The sequence below is a fragment of the Citrobacter sp. KTE30 genome, from assembly GCF_000398825.1.
GTDB lineage: Bacteria > Pseudomonadota > Gammaproteobacteria > Enterobacterales > Enterobacteriaceae > Citrobacter > Citrobacter freundii.
The window spans coordinates 3,409,123-3,435,979 of the sequence record NZ_KB976055.1; the positions used below are offsets into that span (position 1 = coordinate 3,409,123).

The 26,857-nt window shown below is 55.7% G+C and carries 31 protein-coding genes and 1 other RNA gene; 7 read left to right on the top strand and 25 right to left on the bottom strand.

Annotation, left to right across the window (positions count from 1 at the left end; translation table 11 throughout):
- Window positions 1–46 precede the first annotated feature (46 nt).
- The 5 genes from WC1_RS06945 (at window position 47) to WC1_RS06930 (ending at window position 5,854) form a co-directional block, all read left to right on the top strand.
- Window positions 47–1,456: a TolC family outer membrane protein gene (locus tag WC1_RS06945; RefSeq protein WP_003845860.1), complete on the top strand. Its 1,410-nt coding sequence runs from the start codon at window positions 47–49 to the stop codon at window positions 1,454–1,456.
- A complete protein-coding gene (locus tag WC1_RS06940) occupies window positions 1,453–3,639 on the top strand; it encodes a type I secretion system permease/ATPase (RefSeq protein WP_016150793.1) in 2,187 nt (728 codons plus the stop codon). The genes WC1_RS06945 and WC1_RS06940 overlap by 4 nt, the downstream gene beginning before the upstream one ends.
- Before the next feature lie 7 nt (window positions 3,640–3,646).
- On the top strand, window positions 3,647–4,810 hold the full coding sequence (locus WC1_RS06935; protein WP_085951585.1) for a beta-barrel domain-containing protein: 1,164 nt from the start codon (window positions 3,647–3,649) through the stop codon (window positions 4,808–4,810).
- A gap of 72 nt (window positions 4,811–4,882) precedes the next feature.
- Window positions 4,883–5,246: a transfer-messenger RNA gene (gene ssrA / locus WC1_RS23955) on the top strand.
- Between the two features lie 125 nt (window positions 5,247–5,371).
- Window positions 5,372–5,854, top strand: coding sequence for a BRCT domain-containing protein (locus WC1_RS06930; protein WP_016150794.1), 483 nt, complete (start codon window positions 5,372–5,374; stop codon window positions 5,852–5,854).
- A 27-nt stretch (window positions 5,855–5,881) separates the two neighbouring features.
- Here the strand turns inward: WC1_RS06930 and WC1_RS23960 are convergent, their stop codons facing one another.
- From WC1_RS23960 to WC1_RS06830, 25 genes are all read right to left on the bottom strand, one after another.
- On the bottom strand, window positions 5,882–6,100 hold the full coding sequence (locus WC1_RS23960; protein WP_023184674.1) for an ogr/Delta-like zinc finger family protein: 219 nt from the start codon (window positions 6,098–6,100) through the stop codon (window positions 5,882–5,884).
- A gap of 67 nt (window positions 6,101–6,167) precedes the next feature.
- The gene (locus WC1_RS06925; protein WP_016150795.1) at window positions 6,168–7,268 is read right to left on the bottom strand and encodes a phage late control D family protein; all 1,101 of its coding nucleotides are present in this window, start codon (window positions 7,266–7,268) and stop codon (window positions 6,168–6,170) included.
- Window positions 7,265–7,750 (bottom strand): phage tail protein, encoded by a 486-nt coding sequence (locus WC1_RS06920; protein WP_000980407.1) that lies wholly within the window; start codon window positions 7,748–7,750, stop codon window positions 7,265–7,267. Before WC1_RS06920 ends, WC1_RS06925 begins: the two co-directional genes overlap by 4 nt.
- Complete coding sequence (locus WC1_RS06915) at window positions 7,747–10,812, bottom strand: phage tail tape measure protein (RefSeq protein ID WP_016150796.1); 3,066 nt, start codon at window positions 10,810–10,812, stop codon at window positions 7,747–7,749. The genes WC1_RS06920 and WC1_RS06915 overlap by 4 nt, the downstream gene beginning before the upstream one ends.
- Window positions 10,805–10,924 carry a GpE family phage tail protein gene (locus WC1_RS23965; protein WP_001397628.1) on the bottom strand — a complete coding sequence of 40 codons (120 nt, stop codon included), beginning with the start codon at window positions 10,922–10,924 and terminating at the stop codon, window positions 10,805–10,807. The genes WC1_RS06915 and WC1_RS23965 overlap by 8 nt, the downstream gene beginning before the upstream one ends.
- Window positions 10,925–10,938: 14 nt before the next feature.
- Window positions 10,939–11,241: a phage tail assembly protein gene (locus tag WC1_RS06910; protein ID WP_001744189.1), complete on the bottom strand. Its 303-nt coding sequence runs from the start codon at window positions 11,239–11,241 to the stop codon at window positions 10,939–10,941.
- 54 nt (window positions 11,242–11,295) lie between these two features.
- Complete coding sequence (locus WC1_RS06905) at window positions 11,296–11,811, bottom strand: phage major tail tube protein (protein WP_016150797.1); 516 nt, start codon at window positions 11,809–11,811, stop codon at window positions 11,296–11,298.
- A 9-nt stretch (window positions 11,812–11,820) separates the two neighbouring features.
- Window positions 11,821–12,993: a phage tail sheath protein gene (locus WC1_RS06900; RefSeq protein ID WP_016150798.1), complete on the bottom strand. Its 1,173-nt coding sequence runs from the start codon at window positions 12,991–12,993 to the stop codon at window positions 11,821–11,823.
- A gap of 133 nt (window positions 12,994–13,126) precedes the next feature.
- Window positions 13,127–13,546 (bottom strand): tail fiber assembly protein, encoded by a 420-nt coding sequence (locus WC1_RS0122910; RefSeq protein WP_032948125.1) that lies wholly within the window; start codon window positions 13,544–13,546, stop codon window positions 13,127–13,129.
- Between the two features lie 187 nt (window positions 13,547–13,733).
- Complete coding sequence (locus tag WC1_RS25000; RefSeq protein WP_016150800.1) at window positions 13,734–15,803, bottom strand: phage tail protein; 2,070 nt, start codon at window positions 15,801–15,803, stop codon at window positions 13,734–13,736.
- Window positions 15,800–16,405: a phage tail protein I gene (locus WC1_RS06895; RefSeq protein ID WP_016150801.1), complete on the bottom strand. Its 606-nt coding sequence runs from the start codon at window positions 16,403–16,405 to the stop codon at window positions 15,800–15,802. Before WC1_RS06895 ends, WC1_RS25000 begins: the two co-directional genes overlap by 4 nt.
- Window positions 16,398–17,306, bottom strand: coding sequence for a baseplate assembly protein (locus WC1_RS06890; protein ID WP_016150802.1), 909 nt, complete (start codon window positions 17,304–17,306; stop codon window positions 16,398–16,400). The genes WC1_RS06895 and WC1_RS06890 overlap by 8 nt, the downstream gene beginning before the upstream one ends.
- On the bottom strand, window positions 17,293–17,652 hold the full coding sequence (locus WC1_RS06885) for a GPW/gp25 family protein (RefSeq protein WP_016150803.1): 360 nt from the start codon (window positions 17,650–17,652) through the stop codon (window positions 17,293–17,295). Before WC1_RS06885 ends, WC1_RS06890 begins: the two co-directional genes overlap by 14 nt.
- A complete protein-coding gene (locus WC1_RS06880; RefSeq protein ID WP_016150804.1) occupies window positions 17,649–18,227 on the bottom strand; it encodes a phage baseplate assembly protein V in 579 nt (192 codons plus the stop codon). The genes WC1_RS06885 and WC1_RS06880 overlap by 4 nt, the downstream gene beginning before the upstream one ends.
- Before the next feature lie 68 nt (window positions 18,228–18,295).
- Window positions 18,296–18,742, bottom strand: coding sequence for a phage virion morphogenesis protein (locus WC1_RS06875; protein WP_016150805.1), 447 nt, complete (start codon window positions 18,740–18,742; stop codon window positions 18,296–18,298).
- A complete protein-coding gene (locus tag WC1_RS06870; RefSeq protein ID WP_016150806.1) occupies window positions 18,735–19,166 on the bottom strand; it encodes a phage tail protein in 432 nt (143 codons plus the stop codon). The genes WC1_RS06875 and WC1_RS06870 overlap by 8 nt, the downstream gene beginning before the upstream one ends.
- Entirely contained in the window at window positions 19,129–19,377 is a 249-nt protein-coding gene (gene lysC / locus WC1_RS25005) for an Rz1-like lysis system protein LysC (RefSeq protein ID WP_231385735.1), read from the bottom strand. The genes WC1_RS06870 and lysC overlap by 38 nt, the downstream gene beginning before the upstream one ends.
- Window positions 19,262–19,690: an Rz-like lysis system protein LysB gene (lysB, locus tag WC1_RS06865; RefSeq protein WP_016150807.1), complete on the bottom strand. Its 429-nt coding sequence runs from the start codon at window positions 19,688–19,690 to the stop codon at window positions 19,262–19,264. The genes lysC and lysB overlap by 116 nt, the downstream gene beginning before the upstream one ends.
- Complete coding sequence (locus WC1_RS06860; RefSeq protein ID WP_014884901.1) at window positions 19,687–20,202, bottom strand: lysozyme; 516 nt, start codon at window positions 20,200–20,202, stop codon at window positions 19,687–19,689. The genes lysB and WC1_RS06860 overlap by 4 nt, the downstream gene beginning before the upstream one ends.
- Window positions 20,183–20,398 carry a hypothetical protein gene (locus tag WC1_RS06855; RefSeq protein WP_014884902.1) on the bottom strand — a complete coding sequence of 72 codons (216 nt, stop codon included), beginning with the start codon at window positions 20,396–20,398 and terminating at the stop codon, window positions 20,183–20,185. Before WC1_RS06855 ends, WC1_RS06860 begins: the two co-directional genes overlap by 20 nt.
- Window positions 20,399–20,401: 3 nt before the next feature.
- A complete protein-coding gene (locus tag WC1_RS06850) occupies window positions 20,402–20,605 on the bottom strand; it encodes a tail protein X (RefSeq protein ID WP_000868184.1) in 204 nt (67 codons plus the stop codon).
- Complete coding sequence (locus WC1_RS06845; protein WP_016150808.1) at window positions 20,605–21,072, bottom strand: head completion/stabilization protein; 468 nt, start codon at window positions 21,070–21,072, stop codon at window positions 20,605–20,607. Before WC1_RS06845 ends, WC1_RS06850 begins: the two co-directional genes overlap by 1 nt.
- Before the next feature lie 98 nt (window positions 21,073–21,170).
- Entirely contained in the window at window positions 21,171–21,824 is a 654-nt protein-coding gene (gpM, locus tag WC1_RS06840) for a phage terminase small subunit (RefSeq protein WP_006777754.1), read from the bottom strand.
- 3 nt (window positions 21,825–21,827) lie between these two features.
- Window positions 21,828–22,976 (bottom strand): phage major capsid protein, P2 family, encoded by a 1,149-nt coding sequence (locus WC1_RS06835; RefSeq protein ID WP_016150809.1) that lies wholly within the window; start codon window positions 22,974–22,976, stop codon window positions 21,828–21,830.
- Between the two features lie 15 nt (window positions 22,977–22,991).
- Complete coding sequence (locus WC1_RS06830) at window positions 22,992–23,819, bottom strand: GPO family capsid scaffolding protein (RefSeq protein WP_016150810.1); 828 nt, start codon at window positions 23,817–23,819, stop codon at window positions 22,992–22,994.
- 149 nt (window positions 23,820–23,968) lie between these two features.
- On the opposite strand from WC1_RS06830, the gene WC1_RS06825 reads away from it, so the two are divergent.
- Both WC1_RS06825 and WC1_RS06820 read left to right on the top strand, forming a co-directional pair.
- Window positions 23,969–25,732, top strand: coding sequence for a terminase ATPase subunit family protein (locus WC1_RS06825; protein WP_017382378.1), 1,764 nt, complete (start codon window positions 23,969–23,971; stop codon window positions 25,730–25,732).
- Window positions 25,732–26,781 carry a phage portal protein gene (locus tag WC1_RS06820; RefSeq protein ID WP_015386364.1) on the top strand — a complete coding sequence of 350 codons (1,050 nt, stop codon included), beginning with the start codon at window positions 25,732–25,734 and terminating at the stop codon, window positions 26,779–26,781. The genes WC1_RS06825 and WC1_RS06820 overlap by 1 nt, the downstream gene beginning before the upstream one ends.
- Window positions 26,782–26,857: the final 76 nt, after the last annotated feature.

Below are 26,857 nucleotides of genomic sequence, written 5' to 3' on the forward strand. Positions count from 1 at the left end.
CGGGGCAATAACAGTCGTCGCTGCCGTATTTTGTAAGGGATAATCTATGAGAAATGTCGCGCCTGTTGCCTTACTGCTGGCATTAACGCTCTGTACCCTGCGGGTGAATGCCGAAGATGAACCGCAAATTATTACGCCGGAAGGACTGGCCACTAGCCAGATGCTTCCCTCGCTGGACGGCGCGGTTGCCGATCTGCCGCTAAGTGCCGCCGCTCCCGGTAGCCTGACGCTCAACGACGCGGTGAGTCGTGCCGTGAGCTGGCATCCTTCTATTCGTGAATCCATCGGCAAACTGCTCTCGCAAAACGAGCAAATCGACGTGGCGAAGTCAAAATATTACCCGCAGGTTTCTGCCGGAATGAACAACGGTTACAGCAATACCTACACCGACCACGGCTTTAGCCCGGCGCTGGTGATTTCGGTATCGCAAATGCTGTACGACTTCGGCAAAGTGGCAAGCCAGGTCCGCGCCGAGACCGCCGGAGCCGCACAACAGCAGGCGAATGTGTTACTCAGTATTGATACCATCGCCCACGCCACCGCCAACGCGATAGTCCAGGTGCAGACGTGGCAGCAAATGGTGGACGCCGCCGAAGAGCAGCTCACCGCCTTAAACGGCATTGGTCGGCTGACCCGTCAACGCAATGATGAAGGGGCAACCTCGCTGTCAGACGTGGTGCAAACCGATGCGCGTATCGAGTCTGCACGTTCTCAGTTGGCGCAGTATCAGGCCAATCTCGACAGCAGCAAGGCAACGCTGATGAGCTTCCTCGGCTGGAACTCGCTTAACGGCATCAGCAATGAATTCCCGGTCAAACTGGACAGCAGTTGTGATGTGGTCAAACCGGACGATAAACTGGTTCCCGCGGTCCTGGCGGCCTGGGCACAAGCGAATGTAGCGCAAGCAAATCTCGATTACGCCAACGCGCAGATGACGCCCACCATCTCTCTGGAGCCGTCGGTTCAGCACTATCTCAACGACAAATACCCCAGCCATGAGGTACTCGACAAAACCCAGTATTCTGCATGGGTAAAAGTTGAGATGCCGCTGTATCAGGGAGGCGGACTCACCGCCAGACGCAACGCCGCCAGCCATGCGGTAGAATCTGCACAATACTCCATCCAGCGCACCCGACTCGAAGTACGGCAGAAATTACTGGAGTCCCGCAGCCAGGCGATGAGCCTCGCCACCGCCCTACAAATTCTACGTCGCCAACAGCGGCTGAGCGAACAAACGCGCGAGCTTTATCAACAGCAATATCTGGACCTTGGCTCGCGCCCGCTGCTCGACGTGCTTAACGCCGAGCAAGAGGTGTATCAGGCCCGTTTTGCTGAACTCCAGACTCAAAACCAGCTGCGCCAGCTCCAGTTGAACTGTCTCTATAACACCGGCTCGCTTCGCCAGGCGTTCGCCTTAAATAATCGCAGCATTCAATCGGTGGAGATCAAGCTATGAGCGACCTCGGTTCACATGCGGATGATGTAATTGGCGAACACGCCCTGAGCCAGTGGGCGCAGGCGATGACGCATATTGCCAATCACTATCGCGTGGCCTGTTCTCCTGGCGCAATCCAGGCCAACGCCCCATGGTTTGCGGGAAAAAGCCGGGCCACGGCCCTGTCGCAACTGGCGCGTCAGGCGGGACTGTCATTTCATGCGCTGAATACCGCCACGCAGGCGTTCGGTCAATGGCACCTGCCAGTGGTGGCGGAACTGCGCGACGGCCAACTGATGGTAATAGAACATTTTAACGGCGAAGATACGTTAGATGTTTTCATCATCGCCGAAGAGGGCCAGCGTAACAGGTTAACGATTGCAGAACTTCTGCCGGAGATCGTGAGCATTACCGCGCTGCGCCCGCTGTCGGCGCTGAAGGACAGTCGGGTAGACCGCTATATTTCGCGCTTCAAGCCCGACTGGATGCGCAAACTGGTGTTAAAGGACATCCGCCCTTACCTGCCGGTCATGATTGCTGCCTTTCTGATTAACGTCCTGTCGCTCGCCGGGATTATCTTTTCCATGCAGGTCTATGACCGGGTGATCCCCGCCCAGTCTTATCCAACGCTGTATGTTCTCTCTACCGGTGTTCTGGTAGCGGTGCTGTTTGGCTTTTTGCTGCGCGAAGCGCGTACCCACATAATGGATCTGCTCGGCAAACGCGCCGATATGCGCATTTCCGATCGCGTGTTTAGCCACGCATTGCGGCTGCGCAACAGCGCCGTCCCCCGCTCGACGGGGAGCTTTATTTCTCAACTGCGCGAGCTGGAACAAGTTCGCGAGATGATCACCTCTTCGACCATGTCGACCATTGTCGATCTGCCGTTTTTCTTTCTGTTTATCGTGGTGCTGGCATTTATCGCCCCGCCGCTGGCGTGGATTGCACCCGTCGCGGCCCTGCTGATGATCCTGCCTGGCTTGCTGTTACAGAAGAAGCTGGCTGTGCTTGCCAACCAGGCTGCCCATGAATCCACCCTGCGTAACGCGGTGCTGGTCGAAAGCGTCCAGGGGCTGGAAGACATCAAGCTGATGCAGGCGGAAAACCGCTTTTTACAGCAGTGGAACAGCTATATCCGTATTACCGGAGAGTCAGGGCTACGCACGCGTAAGCTGACTCAAGGGCTGATTGGCTGGGGCATGTCGGTACAAAGCCTGGTCTACGCCGCCATCATTATGTTCGGCGCGCCAATGGTCATTGAAGGCACGATGACCACCGGCGCCGTGGTGGCGGCTTCAATGCTCGGTTCCAGAATGATTGCCCCGATGGCTAATCTGTGCGGCGTGCTGGCCCGCTGGCAACAGGTTAAGGCGGCGAAGATGGGATTAGACAGCATCATGCAGCTTCCCACCGAAACGCAGTACGACGAAGACCGGGTGCATCAGGAGATTTTTCACGGCCATTATCAGTTTGAGAACGCACACTTTCGCTACCACAGTGATGATCAGCGCGTTCCACTACGGATCTCGCGCCTGGAGGTCATGCCCGGCGAACGGGTGGCGATCCTCGGGCGTAACGGCGCCGGGAAATCAACGCTGCTGCAGGCCATGGCGGGTGGTGTGGAGATTATCCAGGGCGATGTCCGGCTCGATAACCTGAGTCTGGTGCAAATCGATATGGCCGATTTACGCCGCAACATCGGTTTTCTCAGCCAGAATGCGCGACTGTTTTTCGGCACCCTACGCGAGAACCTGACCCTCGGCGCACCGCACGCCAGCGATGCGCAGATCTTCGAAGCGCTGGAGGTCAGCGGCGCGGCTGCTTTCGTTAAACAGCTCGCCAAAGGGCTGGCGCATCCCATTATGGAAGGCGGCAACGGTTTGTCCGGTGGACAACGGCAGTCGATCCTGCTGGCTAGAATGCTGCTGCGATCGCCCAATATCGTGCTGCTCGATGAACCCAGCGCCTCGCTGGATGAACATACCGAGCGGGAATTTATTCAGCGCCTCAACCAGTGGTTGGGTAACCGCACATTGATTGTCGCCACCCATCGCGTACCGGTTCTGGAACTGGTCGAACGCGTGGTGGTGTTGAAAGAAGGTCAACTGGTCATGGATGCCCCGAAAGCGCAGGCGTTGAATGCGAGCCGGGCACCTGCCCCTACTCACGGTCGGGAGTGGAAAAATGAAAACCAATCCGCATGATGCCGCTATGGACGACCTCGATATTCGCCGCGAGCACCGTTTTTCCGGGGCCAGCCGCATTATTCTGCTCAGCACGCTGCTGTTTGCCGTCCTGGGTATCTGGGCATATTTCGGCAAGCTGGATGAAGTCTCAACCGGCAGCGGGAAAGTGATCCCCAGCTCGCGTGAACAAGTCTTGCAATCACTGGATGGCGGTATTCTCGCCGAACTGACGGTCCGCGAGGGAGATAAAGTCCAGGCTAATCAAATTGTTGCTCGCCTCGACCCCACCCGTTCAGAGTCCAACGTTGGGGAGAGCGCCGCCCGTTATCGCGCCTCACTGGCCTCCAGCGCAAGGCTCAATGCCGAAGTTAACGATTTGCCGCTGGTCTTTCCCGATTCACTGCGCGCCTGGCCGGATCTCATCGCCTCCGAAACTCGCCTGTATAAAAGCCGCCGCGCGCAGCTTGCGGATTCAATGGCGGAACTGCAGGATGCGCTGGTCTCGGTAAATAAAGAGCTGGCCATCACCCAACGGCTGGAGAAAAGCGGTGCCGCCAGCCACGTAGAAGTGCTGCGCCTGCAACGCCAAAAAAGCGATTTGGGATTAAAAATTACCGACCTGCGCTCGCAATACTTTGTGCAGGCGCGGGAAGCGCTGTCAAAAGCCAACGCCGAAGTGGATATGCTGGCGGCTATTTTAAAAGGACGCGAGGATTCCGTCACCCGCCTGACCGTACGCGCGCCGATGCGTGGTATTGTGAAAAATATCCAGGTCACCACCATTGGCGGCGTTATTCCGCCCAACGGCGAGATGATGGAGATTGTGCCGCTGGACGATCATCTGCTGATCGAAACCCGCCTGTCGCCGCGTGATATCGCGTTCATCCATCCTGGCCAGCGGGCGCTGGTGAAGATAACCGCCTATGACTACGCCATTTACGGCGGTCTGGAAGGCGTAGTCGAAACCATCTCACCGGACACCATTCAGGATAAAGTGAAACCGGAAATCTTCTATTACCGCGTGTTTATCCGCACCCATCAGGACTTCTTACAGAACAAACTGGGACGCCATTTCTCCATCGTACCGGGCATGATTGCCACAGTGGATATAAAAACAGGTGAAAAAACCATCGTCGACTATTTAATCAAACCGTTTAATCGCGCAAAAGAAGCGCTGCGTGAGCGCTAAATCCTTGAGGATTAGGGGTTGCGGGGGCTGGTCACGCGTGTCACAAGTCTGTTATACTTGATCTAACACATTGGGGCTGATTCTGGATTCGACGGGATTCGCGAAACCCAAGGTGCATGCCGAGGGGCGGTTGGCCTCGTAAAAAGCCGCAAAAAAATAGTCGCAAACGACGAAAACTACGCTTTAGCAGCTTAATAACCTGCTCTGAGCCCTCTCTCCCTAGCTTCCGCTCTTAAGACGGGGATCAAAGAGAGGTCAAACCCAAAAGAGATCGCGTGGAGGCCCTGCCTGGGGTTGAAGCGTTAAATCTAATCAGGCTAGTCTGGTAGTGGCGTGTCTGTCCGCAGGTGCCAGGCGAATGTAAAGACTGACTAAGCATGTAGTACCGAGGATGTAGGAATTTCGGACGCGGGTTCAACTCCCGCCAGCTCCACCAAATAAAACAAGGGGTTACGTGCAAACGTAACCCCTTTTTGTTTGGCTGTGGCGGCAAAATGGCGGCAGCCAAATTGCCCACCGTTCATTAACGTCTTAGCCGTTTGTGTAATAAAGGTGATTCACATGGAAGAAATGCACTTTGTTTACATCAATGCGAATGCGCGCATTGGTGCCCATTCAATAAGCAGTGTTAGCCACAGCGAAAACCACATTCAGGGTATATGCCAATCAGCTCATTCAATAAGAACATTTCGTAAAGATAGAATACTTCAAGAATGCACATCTGCTGATGAAGCACAGCAAGCCTGTCTGTCCTTTCTACCAGAAAATTACATCCATCTAACCAAAGCGACCAAGCCTAAAACTCTAACTTTTGACATCTGTTTTACAGGTTTCAAAAAGGCGGATAAAGAGCGTTTGATTGAAGTTGCCGAGGCTAACAGCCTGACAGTGAGAAGTTCAGTTACTCAAAATCTGCAGATGCTCTGTTGCGGATACAATGCAGGTCCTTCCAAAGTAAATGCTGCACGCATGAAGGGTACGATCATCATTGATGAAGAAAGTTTTGTGCATTTTATAGAAACGGGTGAAATTCCTGATATATAAAAAAACCTGCCGCAGCAGGTTCTTGTTTTAAAAATTCATGTGCCCTTGACCACCTGGCGTAGGGTGTGGCGGGGCATTATTGATTATTGTCGGCGTAACGATAAATCGTACAACCGTTTCATGGGTGACAAATGTGCTGCCGCAATTAATGTTCTGGCACTGGCAGTAACGCTCCTTCGTGCTATCAGTAACCTGAAAACTGCTCCGGGTGTGCGCCGCATGTCCACACTTTGGGCAATTCATCATTTTTTTCTTCTCCGCCACCGTTAAAATCTCAATAATGATACACAAAGAATCAATATTAAGAACTTATTTATTCCATTTCTAAATCATCAATCTTTACTTCAAGCTCCATGCTGGTCGTAAATCCATTATCTGGGCTGACAGAATGCGTCAGGGTGGTAATGGTCCATTCTGCATCATCAATCGGCTGCTTAAACCCTGTAACCTTCACCGGCATTTCCGTATAGAGATCAGCCCGTCCCTCAGCGAGCTGCAGGGAGAATGAAGCAACCCCACGCTGCAGACGCTCCCACTGCATTTTTGCTGCGCGCTCTGCATTGCTCCGGTTGGCGTATGTACGATTAAGAACCAGCACGTTTTCATCCGTTCCCACCAGATAATCGCCCTGTTTTGCTTCCGGCTCTTTGGGTGTGGTGGTTTTCTTTCGACGACGCTTAACACTGGTTGTCTCTTTTATCCTGGGTTCACGCGTATGCAACCAGCTGGCAATAACACCGGTATAGGCACCACGATCAGCAAGGGTGAACCGATGACCGTCACCGGCTTTGCGCGTGATGGTGATAACCGGCAGTGGCTTGCCGCTCGCCGTTCTTCCCTGTCCTTGCCGGATAAACAGCAGATTCCCGTCCTTAACGGAAGCAATCGCCCCATACTGTCTCGCCAGTTTCATCAGAAAACTTGCATCGCTTTCATTGGTCTGGTCCAGATGATCCAGCGCCTTATCCGTCAGGTCTTTACCCAGCGCCATTTTGAGCTTATGCCGGGCGGCTATTTCCTTTACCACCTCCCCCACCGTTGTCTGATGCCATGATTTTTCGCGCCGTGTATTGAGGGTTTCACGGAAATCTGCGCTACGCGCCCGGATGGTCAGCCGGTCAGGGGCACCGCTGTGTTCAATTTCATCCACAGTAAAAGCCCCTTTAGGGAAAAGCGGCTGGCCTTTCCAGCCCAGCGCCAGCTGAATCACTGCCCCACGTCGCGGCATGGCGATCAGCCCGTCGGCGTCGTCCAGCTCCAGTTCAAGCAGGTCCGCTTCAAAGCCCCGGTTATCCGTCAGCGTCAGACTCATCAGGCGGGTATCCAGCACGGTCGTCACGTCCTTACCTTCAATGACGATACTGAATGCCGGGCTTTTGCTGTGCAGATTCAGGAAATCAGAATTAACGTTCACTGCAGCAATCCTCCTACCGTGTTTTTAATCCCCCCAATCGCAGAGGCAGCAGAGTCCTGCAGGTTGCTGAGCTGGTCACTCAGACTCCCGAACATGTCAGACAGCGACTCATCAACCCGTTTGAGGGTGATCGTAAACTCAATGCGCCTGGGCATGCCGCTGGCAAAAAACTCCGTCTTTGTCTGGCTCAGACTCTCAATAACAAACATGCCGTAAATGGTTCCGCTGCCTTCAATCAAAGGCCAGGCTTTGCCCTGCTCTGCCATCAACTCCAGCGCCAGCAATGACAGCCTGCCCCCGGTGACTTCCGGCAACAGAACCCCGGACAGTGTCAGTGAATCGTTATCCGGGCCAAGAAACTGCGTTGACGGACGGCGGTTCACCCGGCTGTTGGCGGCATGTCGCCAGCTGCGCTGATACTGCAGTTCCTGATAAGGGACAGTGCGCAGCATAAATACATATAAACCCAGCACCATCATCATGATTCATACCCCCCCTGATCGCTGAAATTGCTGCGCGCTTTTGCCCTGGCTCTGCGTTCCCGCTCGTCAAGCTGGCGTGCCACTTCACGGGCAATATCCTGCGCACTCTGTCCCGGCTGCGCGACGATATGAATGGGCGCATTTATCTCATAACGAATAACTGACGGCGGGCTGTCAGCCTTCACTGGCTGCTTCTGGTATGCCCTCGCAGGCAGACTGAACGGATGAAGCGGAGCCACTTCTGCAGGTGTCGCAGCTACCCCCATCACGCCAGCAACGACAGAGGCCAGCGCAGCAGTACGCCGCCTGCTGGTGACATTTGCCGGTCCGTTCACAATTTCAGGGCCATTTTCTCCAACAATGCCAAACTGCCCGCGTGGAATGATCCCGCCCGTGTCGTACATCCCCGCGTAAGCCGGGAACCCGCCGGGCGGCAGCACCACTTTGCCGTCACTGTTCACCGTGGCGGACTGCTGCTGCGTAACCTGCGCGGGCAGTTTCGCCTTTGCCGCCTCTTTACTGACAATACCGAGCTTTTCCAGCAGCCACGACACACCAGATTTAAGTGATTCCAGCGGGTGCATCACCATATTCAGACCTTCCGCCAGCGCCTCACCAAACCGGCGCCCCATTGCAGCTGCGCTGTTCAGTTCTTCGGAAGTGGATTTAACCGGGGTCAGCAAATCATTGAACCAGCCCCTCAAGGCCTGCACCCTGTCACCAATCCACTGAAACACGGGTCTGAGCGGCTCAAAGGCGGCGCTGATGGGTGCAGCAGCGGCTTTGAACCCTTCCACAACGCCCCCCAGAAATGCACTGATGGGCTGCCAGTATTTCCACACAACCAGCGCCACACCAGCCAGCGCAGCCACAACCAGCCCTATCGGACTGAGCAGCGCACCCAGCAGGCCGGAAATACCAAACAGCGCGCCGCGAAGTAATGCCAGCGGACCAGAAACAAGAAAACGCAATACGCCACCGGTAGCTGTCAGCCCACCCCGCAACGCCGCCAGCGGGTTCATCACCATACCGATAACATTACGGATGCCTGACATACCGGCACGGAACACGGCAAGCGGCGCACCTGCGACCGTTTTCAGTGCATTACCCGCCATTCCGGCTGAGCGACGCAGGGAATTAAGCGGGGCACTCAGTAACCCGACACTGCCACCGGATGACGCCATACCCCGACGCAACAGGGAAAGTGGCGCACCTGCCAGCCATGACAGGGCACCGCCAGTACGTGTTACCGCTGCAGCAACGGAAGGTAATGTTTTTACACCCAGCACTGACAGGCCAAACCGAATTACCGCAATCGGCCCCAGCACAGCAGCCACTGCCACGGCAAGTGTACCCAGCCCGACAGTGACAGCCGCCGTAGCCGCCGCCACTTTCATCAGCGTGCCAGCCAGCATGGGATTCTGCTCCACCCAGCGACGCAGCGCCCCGGTCACGCCCTTAACCATGCCCATAATATCCATTAGCGGCTGACGCAACGTTTCCCCCAGGCTGCTGAAAGCGTTCTGCGCGCCCGTCTTAACCAGCAACCACTGCGCAGACAATGAATCCTTGTTAATGTCGGATTCTTTCTGCATGGAACCATTAGCACCACTGCCTGATGTGAGTTTCAGCTGGCGCTGCAGCTCCGGCAGGTTGTTAGCCAGCTTTGCCGCATCATCACCAAACTCTTTGCCAAAAATCATTGTCATGGCTGACAGGCGTTTATCCTGCGGCAGATTGTTGACCTTCTCCAGAACCCGCTGGATGGTGCCCATGGCATCGGTGGTCATCTGCTTTTCAATCTCCGCCGGATTGAGTTTCAGCAGGTCCATACCTTCAAAGAAGCGTTTACTTTGCATGGTGGCAATAGACAGTTCACGCACCATGGCATTAGAGGCGCTGGCGGCGATTTCCGGGGCAGCCCCCAAAGAAAGGAATGTTGAACCCAGCGCTGCGGCCTTTCGGAAGTCAAGGCGGTCAGCCACGCCCCCCATACGCTGCAGGACGTTGATAATGTCCCCGCCCTTTGACATGGCGTTATCGTCCAGGTAGTTCAGCGCATCGCCCAGTTGTTCAATATTGCGCGTCGGAACTTTATAGAGCTGTGCGATTTTCCCCAGCCCTTCCGCCAGCTCATCGGCGGGCAGCTCAAAGGCCGTTGCAGCTTTTGCTGCCGTGGATGCAAAGGCCAGCAGGTCACGTTTCTGGTCTTCGTAAGGGTCGTCCTGGTTGGTCACGCCCATGCGCGCGCCCCCCTCAACCAGCGCGGCATAGTCTATAGCGCCATTCTCCATCGGCAGTTGCTCACTGGCAGCCTTGATGGCATCCTGCATGTCATAAAACTGTTTTGTACGGTTGCCGTTATCGTCCCGCAGCCCGTTTACCTGCTTTGCCACGCCTTTCATGGCATCTTCCATACTGGCGTAGCTCTTAACTGCAGCCATAACCGGCGCGCCCATTGCCAGCCCCGCTGCCGTGGTGGTGGCCCCGGCTCCTGCAATGCGATCCCTTACCTCAAGACTCCTGGAGTATGCCGCACGGGCGGCGTGCATTTTTCGCTGTTGCTCCCCTACACGTCGTAACCTGGCTTCCTGTTCAGAAAGCTGCCTGTTATAACGCATTGTTTCACGGGCAATGCGGGCCGTCGCGCTGGCACCATCACTGGCTGAAATACCGGCACGATAAAGCTCTGCGCGCACCAGCGCAGTCTGCTGCTGCAGCTTTTTCTGGCGTTCTTCCAGACGCTGAACAGCCAGCTGTTGACGGCCCAGAGCAACAACCTGCCGTTGGGAAGGCGGCCCCATCGCACCCAGCTCATGACTGAGTAAATTTGCACGCTGGCGGGCATAGTTCAGCCGGTCGCCCAGTTTCTGATTTTCTGCCTGTAGCTTTCGGAAGCTGTCCAGACTGCTCCCGGCCTGATCAAGCTGCTTTATTGCATCGCGGGATTTTTTGACAGCAGCAGCCAGCTCCCTTGAGCTGGCCTGCGCGGATCGAAATGGGCGGGTGAGTTTGTCAACCGCATTCAGGATCACCTGCAGACGCAGGTTATTGTCACTCATCGCTGGCCCCGCTTCTCTGAATCGCTTTGTGCCGCCACTCCAGCACCTCAGTCAGCGGCATAACGTCAGTGATGGACGGCGACCAGTGAAAGATGGTGGCGATATCCGCCACCAGGTCATCAATCGTCAGGCTGTCGGTAAACCGGCAAGCACCGACTTCTTCAACAAAAAAGTCACCACCTCGACCGACAGCGCGGTGAGATCGGCGGGGTCCAGTTCAGCCATTTCCTGTGCGGTCAGCGTCGGGGTGGAAATACGCGGGATCACTGTCATCATGGCCCCCACGTCCATATCCATAATGGCCTGCAGGCGGGTGCCGCGCAGCGCACCGGACTGCGGCTTACGCAGCACAATTTCGGTGATTTGGGTTTTGCCGCGCATGATGGGCGTATCCAGTTGTACGGTTTTTTCAGTCAGCTTGTCGCTCATGTTCGTTTCCTGTTAATCAGATACTGGCGCGGATCACCGCGCCGTTAAGTTAAATCAGAGGCCAAGGGCGTTACGGTGCGCTTCCATCAGGTCCACGCCGTCAACGATTTCAATCATGTTGACCAGATCAACCTCATAGAGCACCTCGCCGTTAATGGTCAGCTTCGCGTAGCTGTTGGTGCTGCTGACTTTGGTGGTGCTGCTCTCGCCGGTTTTCCACTCGCCGGAATCCACTTCTTTATGACGCCCGCGCACAACCAGCTCAATGGCCTGCACTTCGCCGGTATCGTCACGCTGAATAGAGCCAGTGAAACGCAGCTGGATGCCGTCAACGGTTGCCTTGCCCATCTGCTTGAATAACAACAGTTCGGTGCCGCCGATTGAAAATTCCGTGTCCAGTGCGCCGTCATCCAGCCCCATATCCACATCCACCGCGCCCGGCATACCGCCACCGCGATACTTCTCAAACTTGCGGGTGAATTTCGGCAGGGTCAGGGACTCAACGATCCCCTGCCAGTTGTTCCCGTCGTTGAACAGGTTCAGGTGTTTTAACTTGCGTGGTAATGCCATGTATCCCCCTTATGCACTGACACGGCTGGCAAAATCGACCAGGTAGCGATCGGTGATGCGCTGGCGCAGCATCAGATTTTCAAGCGGCGGCACAGGTGTGTAGTCGTAGTCGATGGTGAGTTTCCCGGCTTTCAGGGAGTCTTTATCGTTCACTGACTCATCCAGCCAGCAGTCCGCCCCGATGAGGTATCCCTGATTCACCAGGCTGCGTAATTTGGCGCGGATACCTTCGATAATGTCGCGGGCCAGTGACGGATTCAGTGGCTTATCCACCGCCCACATATGCCCCTCTGCAATCGTGTCAGCCAGCACCTGCGCCGTGCGGGTGTAGTTCTCAAACGCAAACAAGGGATCGTCACTTAGGCAGCGGGAACCCCAGAAGCGGAACCCGTCTTTACAGATCAGCGTGGTGACGTCGTTCTGGTTCAGCAGCCCCGCATCCGTTGCCGGGTCCTGCAGATCCCAGAACACATCAGCGGAAATGCCGGTGACGCCATTCACACCCACGTTGGACAGGGTTTTGTGCCAGCCGGTCTGTTCGTCGATTTTGGCGCGCAGACCGAGCGCACGTGCAGAGGCGTAAGCCGTCGCATCGGCTTTTAGCACGGTGTCAAAGTTGATGAAGTCAGGCCAGATCAGCATCCCCTCGCGCTGGCTGAAATTATCACGGTAGGCAATCGCTTCTTCCACCGTTTTGCAGCCGTAGGCGGACAGATAGGCAAACCCGCGCAGACTCTGCGCCACGCTCAGCAGCTCAGTGGCAACCGCCTGCGTGTCGTGTCCCGGCACACCGAGAATGCGCGGCTTGACACCGAGCTGCGACTGCGCCGAAAGCAGCGCTTTCATGCCCGTCTTTTTACCGTCAGCGGTCACGCCGCCGATAATATTAGAGGTGGTTTCCGCTTCGGTTTCGCCCTGCGCCACGCGCACAACAACCGTCACGGGTTTTGACTGGTCGGCAATCGCATCCAGTGAACGGGCCAGCGTGCCGGACTCGCCTGCTTTACCGCTGGCCTCCAGCACATCCGTCAGCAGAACCGGCTTATTGAGAGGGAATACGGACGCATCAGCATCATCGCCGGTGCAGACCATGCCCACGATAGCGGTGCTCACCGTGGTGATAGATCGGGTGCCCTCGTTGACTTCAACAACGCGCACCCCGTGGTGGTAATCCTGAGCCATAAGGCAGTCTCTCCGATTTACAGGGGTATGCCTATGTTCTGGTTGATATGCGCGCGGCGCACGCGGCAGGCTATGTATGGGAAATGGCACAATGAAAGGGGCAAAAAAATCCCCGCAGGCGCGGGGGATGGGATTAATTTTCGGGAGGTTCAGGCCAGTTAATATCCGGCGCCGCAGTTAAATCCAGGCGCCGCAGTTTAGTGCGGCATTCCCGGAGTGCAGCGAGCTCAGCCAGTTCAGAATCGGTGATATCACCATCATCCTGCGCCTCAACAAGACGATTGATGCGAAGTGTCAATGCTGACATTCTGCGGGTACGTTCAGCTTCGGCAGTCGCAACATAATCAATCACAGGTTCTGACGCTACAGGATAGCCATTGTCATCAGGCTTAATGATTTTACCTTTACCCTGAGCATCAAAGAGTGCCTTATAATCAGAGTCAGTAACAGGAATTCCATCCTCAGGCCATCCCGCGCCAGATTCGTACTCACGCTTGTCATCTACAGGGAAAAAACCCTGGCGTGAAGCGCTGTAATAATATCGCCACGACAATACCGGGTGCCCGGTATCATCGGGAATGATAATTTTCCCCGTTTCAACTCCCGCCTGCAAATGCTGATAATCCATATCAGTAACGGGTAAAACATCCACCGGCCATTCGGCTGGAATCTTATCTTCAGTATCAGGACGTTCAAAAAAAGCACGCCATGACGCGCTGTAATAATGTTGTGATTTCATATCAGTACCCGATTGCCAGATATTTACCGGAGCGAGGGTTATTATCACTCGCACCTTTTTGAAGCACCGCGCCAGAAGCTGAGTAACTCTGACTTCCTATTTGCTGTGAAGCGCCGCCATTGCCAGGGATGGGAATAACCATAAGGCACCCATTTTTAAACGCTTTGGGGAAAGTCACGCTAGTGCCTGCTCCTCCTGCAGCATCAGGTATGTTCCAGTCTCCAACACGGAACTGGAGCTGAGATGAAAAAGCATCCCACCACAACCCATTCCCGTCAGTAGACATGCCGTCTTTCATGAATGCATCCAGCCAGCCGCCCCATTTACTTCCTGTTAAATTACCGTCAGTAGCCAGAATGCAGGTGCTACCAACCTGGAGACTGGTTTCAGCTGTGAGCTTTCCTTTAAAGAAATTATTCCCCGGCGTCAGCGAGGCAATATCGTTGCCACCAACCTGAATAACCAGGTTGTTAGCGCCGCCAATTAGATTCACATCGCCATCACGCAATACGACCTTTGGTGCCTTAAGTGATTCAGCCGCGGCTACCTGTTTAACGTGATAAAAACTATCTGACGTCAGCGTTGCAACATCGTTACCGCCAACCTGAGTAACCAGGTTGTTTTTCCCGGAAATGAGGTTCACATCGCCAGGCCTGAGAATCACTTTTGGTGCACTCAAGGATTCAGCGGCAGCGACCTGTTTGACATGATAAAAATTTTCTGGCGTTAGCGTCGCAACATCTTTACCGTCAACCTGCATGACAAGATTATTTGGACCTGAGTAGAAAATAATATCCCCATCCCTGAAGATGTATTTTGGTGACTGAAGAACCTCACCTGCAGAGATAATTTTTTTATGAAAGAAGCTACCCGCTTTTATTTCTGCAACAGGCTCCCCACTCACGGTAAAGACTAATGTCGTACCATCTGTAGAAGAGATGAGGCTTATCTTTCCATCCCGTAAAGTTATAGAGGGTGCCTTCAGTCCACCAAACTCTGGAGAGTCGGTCTTTCCCAGACCAAGGTATTCGAGAAGCCCTGAAATGCTTTTCCCGCTGAGATTCGTCAGCGTGGCATCAAGTGGCTGTTTACCCGCCAGCGCGTTCATCACAGTTGTCGCAAAATTAGGATCATTCCCCAGCGCAGCCGCCAGTTCATTCAGTGTGTCCAGCGCCTCCGGCGACGAACCAACCAGCCCCGCAACAGCAGATTTCACAAACGCGGTAGTGGCAATCTGCGTATTATTCGTTGACTGAACAGCAGTGGGAGCCGTTGGCGCTCCGGTCAGTGCCGGACTTGCCAGCGGTGCTTTCAGTGCCAGTGCATTATTAATGGTGGTACTGAAATTCGGATCATTATTGATAGCTGCTGCAATTTCTTTCAGCGTATCCAGCGTTGCCGGTGCGCCACCAATCAGGGCAAGAATAGCAGCCTGCACAAAGGCCGTGTTTGCAATCTGCACGGAATTATTGCCTGCCGCCGCCGTCGGCGCTTTTGGCGTGCCGGTGAGTGTCGGACTGTCTTTTGGTGCATACTGCGAATGAGGATCAACAGCAGCAAGATGCTTTGCCATCAGGTCATCCACGTACACCTTAAGCTCCAGCGCCTTATCATCCACATATTTGCGGGTTGCCAGAACCACAGCAGGGTCAATTTTCAGGGTGATGTTATCAGTGCTGCTGGTAATCAGTACCATGCGCACGGTCTGCGTGCGTCCGCTGCCCTCCGCCAGCTTCGGCTTGTAGCTCTCCGGGCAATTACCCACAGCAATCAGCGCGCCGGTTTCATCAAACAGGCCGACTTCACGAATCCACCACCCGCCCTCGTTTTCGGGGATCACCTGCTCAGCAATAATCTGGCTGCTGTTCTGAGGGTCGATATACAGCATATTCAGCGCTGCGCGGCGCTCCTCAGCAACTAACGCGGTCTGTTGCGCGTTGGGTGTGGGCAGCACACCGCCACCGCTACCCACCGCCATATGGGTAATTTTCAACGGGACACCGAGCGCGGCGGCGCTTGCCAGTTTCGCCGCGCCGATATCCGTCAGCAGGGTGTAAAATTTTGCGCTCATGGGTTCACTCTCATCGTGTCAATAACATGGACCGCGCCGCCCTCATAAGCGGTGCCGCCGGAAATAATGGTTTCGTTGATATACGGGTAGATCGTGATTTCTTCGCCGGTGTAGGTGGCTGCCCCCACAAAATACGGGCCACCTGTCTGCAGGTTGATGGACATACCAACCAGATGACGGCTGCATGGTTTGGCATCACCGATCAGGCGCTCCAGCTCCAGATAGGTTTCTTCTGTTATGCCCTGGTCCTGCACGCCAATATCCAGACGGAACGTCCCCGGTGTTTCGCCGGTCTGCCACCACTCAATGATGCGGATCAGGAAGCCAAACGGCTCCACCACACGCCGCACGGCGCTGGTTGTTCCCTTGTGCTGATGGATATAAAACGCGTCCTGCACAACGCGGCGCTTGACGCTTTCTGTCCAGCCCTCATCCCAGCGGTCAACAGAAAACGCCCAGGCCAGATAAGGCAGGAATCTGATCGTGCAGGTTGCCGGGTTCCACAAATCCCGCAGTGATATCTGCAGATCGGAAATCCCGCTGCAGGTCTGCGCCAGTCGGCGCTCAAGCGGCGACGAACCCGGCGGCAACAGGCTATTCATCTGTGCCCCCGTTGGTGACGCTCCATTCAGTACAGGATGCCGCCTGCGTCTTATCCAGCACCACATCACCCAGCGGGGATGTCAGCTCCACACGCTGGACGCCCTCCACATGCAACGCGGCATAAATGGCGCTGCGGCGGATATCACGTCCCAGCCGCGTCTGACTGGCGATGTATTTCTGCAGACTGGCTTTTGCTTCTGCCATCACCGGCTCAGCCTCCGGCCCCGGATAAAGGAAGATCGTTGCGTCCACGCTGTACGGAATAATTTCAGCGCTGCGCACCGTCAGGCGGTCTGCCACCGGGCGAACCTTTTCACTGTTAAGCGCCTGCTCAACCACTGCCAGCAGGTCAGCCCCTGCCGTACCGTCACCCTCGCGGCTCAGTACGGTAAGCACCACCTCTGCCGGTGCCGGACTGGTTGCGCTGGCATCAGCCACCCGCCCGTCGGCGCTTCTGGCGTGGAACTCATAGGCTCCCGTCGGCCCTGCAACGGACAGCCCCTCAAATGCTGCAGGAATGCGCTGGCGTAATGCTTCATCACTTTCCATCACTGCGGCGACCGGCGGCACCGCGTCATTATCTGCAGGGACTACCGTCAGGCGCTTCACGTTGCAGTTACCTGCCAGTTGCTCAAGGTCATTTCCCATGGAATAGGCCACCATGACCGCCTGCGCAGCCTCATTAATACGCTGGCGCAGCAGGATTTCACGGTAAGTATTTTCCTGCAGCAGTTTGGTGACGGGTTCTGACTCCAGCGCTAACGTGCGCATAACGGCTTCCTGTTCATCAGCCGGATGGAGTGCCACAAAGGCGGCCTTGCGTTCTGCCAGCAATGCCTCAAAGTCCGGCACGTCCACAATCTGCGGCGGCGGTAGCCGGGAAAGGTCAATGACTGCCATTGTCTGCTCCTGTTGATACGGAAAGGGAAACCGGTGCGCCGTTATTGCCGTGTCCGGTAAGTTCAACCACCATAGAGCCGTCAAAATTGCCGTTGATGGTGATGGAGTCCAGCGTAAGGCGCGGTTCCCAGCGGTTCAACGCCACATAGACCGCAGACATAATCTGCAGGCGCAGCGCCGGATTCTGTGGCTGGTCAATCAGGGCAGACAGCAGGGAGCCATATTCCCGGCGGGCAAGACGGCTGCCCTGCGGCGTCAGCAGAATATCCCGCACCGACTGGCGCAGATGGTCTGTATCTGCAATGGCCTGCCCGTCATTCCTGCTCATACCGATATACAACGTCATACCGGACCTCCCGTGTTAGAACCGCCTTTCAGAACACCAGTATGCTCATGGTCATCAACTACGATCCCGTTAGAACTCATCGCGCCGCCGCCCTGGGTTACGCCGCCATTGATTACCACCTCGCTGTTAATACGCGTGGTGTCAGCCTCCACCACAAACTCACCGGTTTTGTAAGTGACGCTGTCTGCTGCCTCGATCACCATGGATTTGATGCCCCTGACATGCCACCGTCCGGTGGCGGGTTCATACTCAAACCATCCCCCGTCCGGGTACTCCGTCACGCAGCCGTCCACGGAATCCGACGGTGGCGGAAACTGATTGGAGTAGATGGCGGGCAGCACAAAAGCGGTTTCCAGATTGCCGCCCATACTCAGCACCACCACCTGCTCATCCGGCGACGGACACCACCATGTACGTGCACCACCGGCGCGCAGCGTCAGCCAGTTAATCCAGTTAGTTTCAAGCTCGCCCACTTTCACCCGACACAGCCACTTTTTCCGGTCCACTTCGGTCACAGTGCCGGTGCGGATCAGATTGGTGATAAGGCGCATAATTTCGGTCAGTTGTGCATTCATAACGAAAGGTTGCCATCAGAGGGAAAAGGGAGGCAGCGCTGGCGCTTGTACCAGCGGTGGCACAAAGATCACCCCGCCAGCCAGCGCAACAGGGTGTCACGGGTGACGGTTTCCACTTCTTCATTCACGCCCAGCAGGCGGCGCTCTGCGTAGCGAACCTCCGGGCCTTTTCGGCTGACGCGATCCCGCAGGCCGTAATGGTGAACACGGGCAATGCGCTGCACCTTGCCATCAAACTGCACGCTGGCGGAGTCCGCACTGGCGGTGGTTTTCAGGTATTTTGTGGTGCGAAGCTTTGCAAACATCTGGCGTTTGATGCGTCCCTTCTTGCTGCGGGCAGTCACCCGGCGCGGCTCATAGCCGCTACCGTCAGGATTACGCTGCAGCCTGATGTTCTGCTGCTGCGTCCGGCGCAGCTGTTGCGCCAGTTGCCGCATCATACGGCTGCGCGCGGCAGGCTCCAGATTCGCCAGTAGCGCCGTCAGCCAGTCATCCACCCTCTGCAGTTCATCCACGTTTCACCGTCCACATTTCTTCGGGTACGTCGGGTTCCGGCACCGCTTCAACGCTCGATATGGTGCCGTCTGTGCTGACAATCACGCGCTCCGTGAGCTGCAGATTGAGGCTGACATCACACAGATCGTTGCTCAGGATATCGACGTCAAAGGTAAAAAGTTTTTCGCGCAGCTCCGGGTTGTTGATAGCGTCCGGTTGATTGGTCATTAACCAGAGCAATACGGGCGCCATCACTAAATTCTGGTTGCCGCTAAAGTCTTCAATCACCACATTCAGGGTGTAGCGATATTCCCATGACATTGAACGGGCGCCGGTTGCGACCAGCGAACCGTTATCAACAAAAAGGTGCAGTTTGTCCGGGTTGTCACGGACATACGCCACCGATTTATTCAGGGCGTTGCGTAAGGACTGCGGCTTGTTCACTGTCTCGCTCCTGACACGCTATGATCGTGTCCACTTTGTCGGCACATACTGCCCAGGCGGCCTCAGTCTCATCCAGCACCTGGTTCAAATCCCCATTACTGCGCGGCGCTGACCTGTCCAGGCGGCATTGCGTCACTTTTGGACAACCACTCACGGTATGGTGCGCCTCCGGCGAGGGCCGGGCGCTCCCGCAGCCGGATAATGTCAGCAGGCAAAGGAGTGTCAGCCCAGCGGCGTAAATCCTCGTTTTCACGTTTTAGCTCCTCGATCCGGCGCTGGCGACTCCGCAACAGCGAGGAAGTCTCCTCCGCTGCAGCATAAAGTTGCATCTGCGCCCGGCTGTTGGTTTCGGTAAGAATGGACAGGCTGATGAGCTGGCTGTTTTTCTTCGCCAGCTCCTGCTTGTTCTTTTTAAGCGCCTCAGCCTGCGTCCCGATGGTGTGACCGGCATTGTTAAGCCGCCATGACTGCCAGCCCAGCAGTGCCAGTACCAGAGCCAGGATCACCGCCAGCGCGCGCGTCATGCCCCTGCCCCTTTAAGGCACCAGGCAAGCTCACGGGCGCGCCTGTTTTCCAGCCCTTTATTCCGTTGACCATTTACATAAACCCAGCGGGGGAGCTGGTTGCACGCCTGCCACCACTGCTGGCGATTGATGTAAGAAACCATTGTTGACCGGCAGATTGCCCCCGTTCCGACATTAAAACCGATACTGATCAGGGCATCGTAAACATGCTGAGGTGGCTTAACCTGCAGGCAGGCTTCAATCCTTTTTTCCGTCAGCAATACGTTATTAATCAGCCCCTGCGCGGCCTGTCGCTCCGTTATGGTTTTGCCCGGCACTACCCCGGACGTATTGCCGATCCCGTCAGTCCAGACCCCGGCGCTGCACTGGTATGGCTGGAGGCGACACCCTTCGAAATCAGCAATCAGTTTCAGCCCCTCGACGGAGGTATGAAGCGACTGAAAACCCGGCAGCGTGGCGGCAATCGCCAGCACCGCGCCGACCAGGCAACGCTTAACGATTGAAGGACTCATATTCCCCCCTGGATATTCTGCCGTCCCGCAGCAGCTGGTAGGCTTTCCAGCGTAAATAACAGGTCACCGCTGCAGTAATAATCCCCAGCGCAAGACCGGTGATGGTCGACACATCTTTAAGAGACAAATCGCCGAGCCATGCCAGAAGCAGGGCAACGCAGTAAGTGATAAAGGCGCTGATTCGTTCAAGCGTCATAGTTCAGTCCCATAACTGGACAGTCTGCGCAGTGGTTGACGCCGTAATGTCCGGCAGCTCCACCTGCAGCCCGTGCGGTAAAAATGGGCCATATTCAGCCAGCCCCGGATTCGCCTGCAGCACCTGTTCAGTGACTCCCTGCGTGCGCCCGTAATGGCGCCAGCAGAGTGCGTCCACCGTGTCATACTGATGCGCACGCACTTTCATCAAATCAGCTCCACCGTCATATGCGGCATATCGCGCAGGCGGGACTCCGCCCAGCGCACATCGCGCCACAGCTCGCCTAAGGTTGTTTCGATATCTTCAGCTTTCTTGCTTCCGTCGCCGGTTGCGTCAAAATCGCGATAGCGCTCAACCAGGTTTGCTTTTGCCCAGCAAAACACCGCACGGCGATACAGCATGAGCCGCTGGCTTTCGTCGTCGATCACATCCGCAGGGACGTCGGCCAGGCTCGCATACCCCTGCGCCCGTTGTTTCTCGCGGAACTCATAAAGATCGGCGTTAACTTCAGCAATCGCTGTCAGCAACGCCAGACGCAGGCGCGGATCGGTGACACTCCCATCCATGCGCATATCACGGCGGAACTCTGAAACCCTGACATCAGGCCAGAAACTGGTGTTCTTAATAACGTCCTGGGTACTTTCCCCGGCCTGTTCCGGCGAAACGAATTGCATATTTCTGGCACTCCCAAATAGTTGGGCGGTGGACGGGGTTTTGACGCGGCATAAAGCCTGTCGCCACCCCGTGCCGCCCCGCGCGTTGGCACGATTCGTTAAGCCGACATTGCCTGTCGCAATCGGCTTTCAAGCTTGTTGATTTCGGTTTTGACGCCAGAACTGTTATCCAGCTGCAGGGCACGCTTCAGATGGTTAAGTGCCGCCACTGCCTGATCGTTATCCCGCAGCGCGTAGCCCATCGCCTTATGAAGTCGGGCGCGGGACTGATCCGGCATATCCTGACCTTCAACGATATCGAGCACCTGGGTAAGAATGGCGGCACTGAATGATTCACCGGCAGAAAAAGCGCGCATTGCCGCGTCGGCAAACTCTTCCGCAACAGCAGTCCCGCAGGTCCGGTTGAATCGCTGCGGCAGGACCCAGCCGTGTTTAATGGCATGGCGGGCAATGTCCAGCGCGCCGGTATAGTCTCCGGCATCAATGCGCCAGATCATGACGTACATCGCCACGTCGTCCTGACCTGACGCGTCAGCATCCAGTAAACCGGCAATCCATGAGGCATAAGCGGGAAGAAACTCACGTTTGAGCTGAGCCTTGCGCTCATTTGACTGGACGGTTTTAAGGCGCCTGCGGTGTTCTGTCAGCTGTAACAGCATCTGGTTGTAGCCCGTCAGGCTGGCATTACTGCCGCCCTGCCGGGCGGCATCCTGTGCCTGTACATACTGAGTGTGAGCACGGAACGGATTCATTTATCACGCTCCGGCGCCAGCACCGCCAGCTGCCTGCGCATCAAGCGCGCCTTTCACCGCTGCCGTGACGATTTCCTGGATGGTTTCAGTTGTCAGCGCTGGGCTGGCATTGCCACCTGCCTGCACGGGCAACAGTTCGATGTTCTCAACCAGGCAAACGCCGTCGTAATCTTCGACAACATACGCCTCGTTAACGGACTCGAAGTTCTCCACGCGGTCACGCTTCGGATTGTCGATGACCGAACGGCGGCGGGAGCCTGATTGCCAGTAAATAGACAAGTTATCCAGGCGGGTGATCAGCATGGCATTCGCCGGGAAGAACGGCGCACGAACGGCCGGGAGGTTGCCGATACGCTTCTGGCTGACGATAAGATCGGCCGCCAGCGTTTCGCTGTTTGGCTGGTCACGGTTGACGATCGGGAAATATTTATCCGCCAGCAACTGGCGCCCGACGATAACCACAAGCTCCGTATCTTCCTGATACCACGGCGCGATTTTCTCATTCACGGCGCCCATAACCAGCGCGTCCAGATTCAGGAAATCACCGCCTTTACCGACACGGATAGTCTGAGAAATAACCTCGCCTTCGGACACGATCTTATCCATCACCTGAACGGGTTTCTCCTGGCGGATTTTTTCCAGCCAGCCGATATTCACATCCTGCAGCAGTGGATAGGTCGCGCGGTCTGACGTTTTTTCACGCTTCACGCCGTTGAAGCCGATCATGATGCGGTCAAGAGCCTGGCGGGTAATGATGGCGTCACGGATGCGCGTCTGGAAGTCCTGGAATTTGGCCCATAAATCCAGCTTCGCATAGGGCAGCGCCGTATCAGAGTTGGTCTGGGTACACTTGTACCCTTCACCGTCGATGTAAGTCGGATCAACGGGTTCACGGTCTTTCTGGGTGGTATCAGTATTTCCGGCAATACTGGAACCAATACCCAGCCCCAGACGCTCGCCGGACTGCTCATCAACCGGGATAATGTTGATTTTCTGCAGGAACGAGGAAGACTCCTGGATTTTCGTTTCCAGCGTCTGCGCCACTGACGGCTCAGCCGTATATTTCGAGGCGATATCGCTCACAGATACGCCGTTGAGTTTGGCGAGCTGCGTCAGATAGCCGTTGAATTTAAAACGTGTCTCTTTTTTCATTGTGCTTTTGCTCCGTCAGCAATCGGTGGTTTGTTCTGCGCCGTTATTGCCGGTCGCATTAGGGCGGCGTTCGCTGCGGCTGTCCTGAGTGGAAAGCTGCTCACGCAGGGTGGAGAGTGCGCTGGTTGTCTCATCAACAACCTTTTGCATATCGCTCAGCTTGTTACTGAAATCGGTCTGATGGGTGCTGACCTGCTCCGCCAGCGTCTGATGCTCACGCGCGATGGTTTCAACAGCCTGATTCACATCAGCAAAGCGGACGTTATCATCGGCGCCTTTGCGGGACAGCAGCTCTTTCACGCGGGTAAACAGGCTGGTTTTTTCCGGCACGTCCTCAAACTCGATCAGCGTTTCAACAGCAGCGGTAAACAGGTTGTCTTTGTCCAGCTTGCGGCGCGCCAGTGGGTTATGTTCTGCGCTGGCACTGAACTGCAGCATTTCAGTGCCGAGGCTTGCCGGATCGTCAGTAATCGCCAGGCCAACCAGATAAGCGGAGCCGGTATCGGCAAAGCTGGTGTTAACTTCCATTGAGGTGAAAAGCTTCTGCCAGTTGCTGGTCATCGAGACCAGATCGTCAGTTGGGGCAATCCAGCCATACAGCGCCATTTTCCCGGATAATGCCCCTTCGGTGATTTCTTCCGCTTCCAGCTTTTCCACCATGCCAAAACGACGGAAAGGCCCATCTGGGGTGTAGCCCTTGATGTGTTCCATATTGATCAGCGCGGTGTATACCTGCGGGTTATAGCTCGCCGCCATCTGGGTGAGCCATTCACGCTCAATAACGCGCCCGTCAGTAGTGGCCCCTTCGACCCCAATACGAAAACGCCTAGATTTTTTTGCCATCGGTCCGGCTCCGGTTAGTTAGTTCGTAACACGTTCAGAGCCTTATGTTTGCGGTGATGGGCGCGTGTAAACAACGCGTTGGGCTTGTGCGAACTCCCACACAATGCGAAGCCGGGGAAAGTGCTGATTTGAGGCCGTATGTTTGTGCCATGACAACACTGACCCCCGCAGACCTCGATCCCCGTCGTCAGGCAATGCTGATGTACTTTCAGGGATACCGCGTAGCCCGCATTGCTGAAATGCTGGGCGAGAAAGTTGCAACCGTTCACAGTTGGAAAAAACGCGATAAGTGGGGCGAATATGGCCCACTGGATCAGATGCAGCTCACCACCGCCGCACGTTACTGCCAGCTCGTCATGAAGGAGCAGAAGGAAGGAAAGGATTTTAAAGAAATTGACCTGCTGGCGCGTCAGTCCGAACGACAGGCCAGAATCGGCAAATTTAACAATGGCGGGAATGAAGCAGACCTGAATCCGAACGTGGCGAACCGCAATAAAGGTCCGCGCAAGCCGCCGGAAAAAAACCTGTTTACCGACGAGCAGATCGAAAAGCTGGAAGAGATTTTCCGCGCCGGTATGTTCGAGTACCAGCGCCACTGGTGGGACGCTGGCATCAAGCACCGTATCCGCAACCTCTTAAAGTCACGCCAGATCGGTGCAACCTACTATTTCGCCCGTGAAGCGTTGATAGACGCGCTCACCACGGGGCGAAATCAAATCTTTCTGTCAGCAAGTAAAGCGCAGGCGCACGTTTTTAAACAGTACATCATCGACTTCGCAAAAGAGGTGGACGTTGAACTGAAAGGCGATCCGATGGTGCTGCCTAACGGCGCGTGTCTTTACTTCCTCGGTACAAATGCTCGTACCGCGCAGAGCTATCACGGCAATCTGTATCTTGATGAGTATTTCTGGATACCGAAATTCCAGGAACTGCGCAAGGTGGCCTCCGGTATGGCGCTGCACAAAAAATGGCGTCAGACCTATTTTTCAACACCTTCCAGCCTGACGCACAGCGCCTACCCGTTCTGGTCTGGTGCCCTGTTCAATAAAGGGCGCCCGAAAGCCGACAGGGTAGAATTTGACCTTTCTCACAGTAGCCTGGCGCACGGCGTTTTATGTCCTGACGGCCAGTACCGCCAGATAGTCACCATTGAAGATGCCGTAAACGGCGGGTGTAACCTTTTCGACCTGGACCAGCTGCGCCTGGAGTACAGCCCGGACGAATACAACAACCTGCTGATGTGTCAGTTTGTTGACGACCTGGCGTCCGTGTTCCCGCTGGCGTTGCTGCAGTCCTGCATGGTTGACAGCTGGGACGTGTGGGACGATTTCGAACCGCTTTTACTGCGGCCGTTTGCATACCACCCGGTCTGGATCGGCTATGACCCGGCAAAAGGAACGCAGAACGGTGACAGCGCCGGTTGCGTTGTCATTGCGCCTCCCGTCGTCCCCGGCGGTAAATTCCGCATCCTTGAGCGTCACCAGTGGCGCGGGATGGACTTTCGCGCCCAGGCTTCAGCGATTGAGGAAATCACCAGACGCTACAACGTGACCTACATCGGCATTGACTCGACCGGCGTTGGCGATGGCGTTTACAAAACGGTTAAGCAGTTTTTCCCTGCCGCGCGTGAGTTTGTCTACAACCCGACCGTAAAAAATGCCCTGGTGCTTAAAGCCTACGACATCATCAGCGGGCGCCGTCTGGAGTTTGACGCGGGGATGCTGGATATAGCGCAGTCCTTTATGTCCATTCGCCGTTCAACCACCGCCAGCGGCAACCGGCCAACCTACGAAGCAGCCCGCACAGAGGAAGCCAGCCACGCGGATTTAGCCTGGGCAACCATGCACGCACTTTATAACGAACCACTGGCAGGAGCTTCCGCCAGTACCAGCAACATCGTGGAGATTTTTTAATGGCTAACCGCAAAAACCGCAGCAAGGCATCGAGCGGCCAGACCGCCACCGATACGGCCAACATGGTCAGTAATGCACATGCGGAGGCGTTTACGTTTGGCGATCCGATCCCCGTGATGGACCGCCGGGAGTTATTTGATTACCTGGAGTGCGTGCAGGTAGACCGCTGGTACGAACCACCGATCAGCATGGATGGCCTGGCGCGAACTTACCGCGCCGCCGTGCATCACTCCAGCGCTATTCAGGTAAAACGCAATATTCTTACCAGTACCTTCATCCCTCACCGCTGGCTGTCTAAACAAGCCTTTTCCCGGTTCGCCCAGGACTTTCTGGTATTCGGTAATGCCTACCTTGAAAAACGCATGAACCGGTTAGGGCAGATCATGGAGCTGCGCGCCTCGCTTGCCAAATATACCCGTCGTGGCATTGACCCGGACACCTACTGGTTTGCACAGTATGGCTACAACTCGCAGCCCTATCAGTTCGATGAGGGAGGCGTGTTTCACCTGATGGAACCCGACGTTAACCAGGAGCTTTACGGGATGCCGGAATACCTCTCCGCCATTCCCTCCGCCCTGCTGAATGAATCGGCCACGCTGTTTCGCCGTAAGTATTACCTAAACGGTAGCCATGCTGGTTTTATCATGTACATGAGCGACCCCGCCGCCGATCAGAAAGACGTGGACAACATACGCGAAGCGCTGAAAAAATCGAAAGGGCCAGGCAACTTCCGCAACCTGTTTATGTACAGCCCGAACGGCAAGAAAGACGGCATTCAGATCATCCCGCTGTCAGAAGTCGCAGCGAAAGATGAGTTTCTTAACATCAAGAATGTGAGCCGTGATGACATGCTGGCAGCTCACCGCGTGCCGCCGCAGCTGATGGGGATTATTCCAACGAATACCGGCGGGTTTGGCGATGTGGAAAAAGCGGCGCGCGTTTTCGTTCGCAACGAACTTACCCCCCTGCAGGGCCGCATCAAAGAAGTTAACGAGTGGCTGGGTGATGAGGTGATACGCTTTGACCCCTACCTGACCGATGAAGACTGACGCCCACCTGGCCAGCCTTTGATATCAACCGCCCTTCCCCGGGCGGTTTTTTTATTCCCTTATGCCCTGCCTCACC

Excerpts from the sequence above, each read along its gene's own strand:
- WC1_RS06880 (WP_016150804.1), bottom strand. The coding sequence starts at position 18,227 with ATGAATGCACAACTGACCGAAATTATGCGCCTTATCACCAATCTGATC.
- WC1_RS06860 (WP_014884901.1), bottom strand. The coding sequence starts at position 20,202 with ATGAGTCCTTCAATCGTTAAGCGTTGCCTGGTCGGCGCGGTGCTGGCG.
- WC1_RS06895 (WP_016150801.1), bottom strand. The coding sequence starts at position 16,405 with ATGAATAGCCTGTTGCCGCCGGGTTCGTCGCCGCTTGAGCGCCGACTG.
- WC1_RS06915 (WP_016150796.1), bottom strand. The coding sequence starts at position 10,812 with ATGAGTGACAATAACCTGCGTCTGCAGGTGATCCTGAATGCGGTTGAC.
- WC1_RS06850 (WP_000868184.1), bottom strand. The coding sequence starts at position 20,605 with ATGAAAGTGCGTGCGCATCAGTATGACACGGTGGACGCACTCTGCTGG.
- WC1_RS06905 (WP_016150797.1), bottom strand. The coding sequence starts at position 11,811 with ATGGCATTACCACGCAAGTTAAAACACCTGAACCTGTTCAACGACGGG.
- gpM (WP_006777754.1), bottom strand. The coding sequence starts at position 21,824 with ATGAATCCGTTCCGTGCTCACACTCAGTATGTACAGGCACAGGATGCC.
- WC1_RS06885 (WP_016150803.1), bottom strand. The coding sequence starts at position 17,652 with ATGACGTTGTATATCGGTATGAGCAGGAATGACGGGCAGGCCATTGCA.
- WC1_RS06890 (WP_016150802.1), bottom strand. The coding sequence starts at position 17,306 with ATGGCAGTCATTGACCTTTCCCGGCTACCGCCGCCGCAGATTGTGGAC.
- WC1_RS06940 (WP_016150793.1), top strand. The coding sequence starts at position 1,453 with ATGAGCGACCTCGGTTCACATGCGGATGATGTAATTGGCGAACACGCC.
- lysB (WP_016150807.1), bottom strand. The coding sequence starts at position 19,690 with ATGACGCGCGCGCTGGCGGTGATCCTGGCTCTGGTACTGGCACTGCTG.
- WC1_RS06935 (WP_085951585.1), top strand. The coding sequence starts at position 3,647 with ATGGACGACCTCGATATTCGCCGCGAGCACCGTTTTTCCGGGGCCAGC.
- WC1_RS06855 (WP_014884902.1), bottom strand. The coding sequence starts at position 20,398 with ATGACGCTTGAACGAATCAGCGCCTTTATCACTTACTGCGTTGCCCTG.
- WC1_RS23960 (WP_023184674.1), bottom strand. The coding sequence starts at position 6,100 with ATGATGAATTGCCCAAAGTGTGGACATGCGGCGCACACCCGGAGCAGT.
- WC1_RS06835 (WP_016150809.1), bottom strand. The coding sequence starts at position 22,976 with ATGAAAAAAGAGACACGTTTTAAATTCAACGGCTATCTGACGCAGCTC.
- WC1_RS06920 (WP_000980407.1), bottom strand. The coding sequence starts at position 7,750 with ATGATGATGGTGCTGGGTTTATATGTATTTATGCTGCGCACTGTCCCT.
- WC1_RS25000 (WP_016150800.1), bottom strand. The coding sequence starts at position 15,803 with ATGAGCGCAAAATTTTACACCCTGCTGACGGATATCGGCGCGGCGAAA.
- WC1_RS06825 (WP_017382378.1), top strand. The coding sequence starts at position 23,969 with ATGACAACACTGACCCCCGCAGACCTCGATCCCCGTCGTCAGGCAATG.
- WC1_RS06945 (WP_003845860.1), top strand. The coding sequence starts at position 47 with ATGAGAAATGTCGCGCCTGTTGCCTTACTGCTGGCATTAACGCTCTGT.
- WC1_RS06820 (WP_015386364.1), top strand. The coding sequence starts at position 25,732 with ATGGCTAACCGCAAAAACCGCAGCAAGGCATCGAGCGGCCAGACCGCC.
- WC1_RS06910 (WP_001744189.1), bottom strand. The coding sequence starts at position 11,241 with ATGAGCGACAAGCTGACTGAAAAAACCGTACAACTGGATACGCCCATC.
- WC1_RS06930 (WP_016150794.1), top strand. The coding sequence starts at position 5,372 with ATGGAAGAAATGCACTTTGTTTACATCAATGCGAATGCGCGCATTGGT.
- WC1_RS06845 (WP_016150808.1), bottom strand. The coding sequence starts at position 21,072 with ATGCAATTCGTTTCGCCGGAACAGGCCGGGGAAAGTACCCAGGACGTT.
- WC1_RS06830 (WP_016150810.1), bottom strand. The coding sequence starts at position 23,819 with ATGGCAAAAAAATCTAGGCGTTTTCGTATTGGGGTCGAAGGGGCCACT.
- WC1_RS06900 (WP_016150798.1), bottom strand. The coding sequence starts at position 12,993 with ATGGCTCAGGATTACCACCACGGGGTGCGCGTTGTTGAAGTCAACGAG.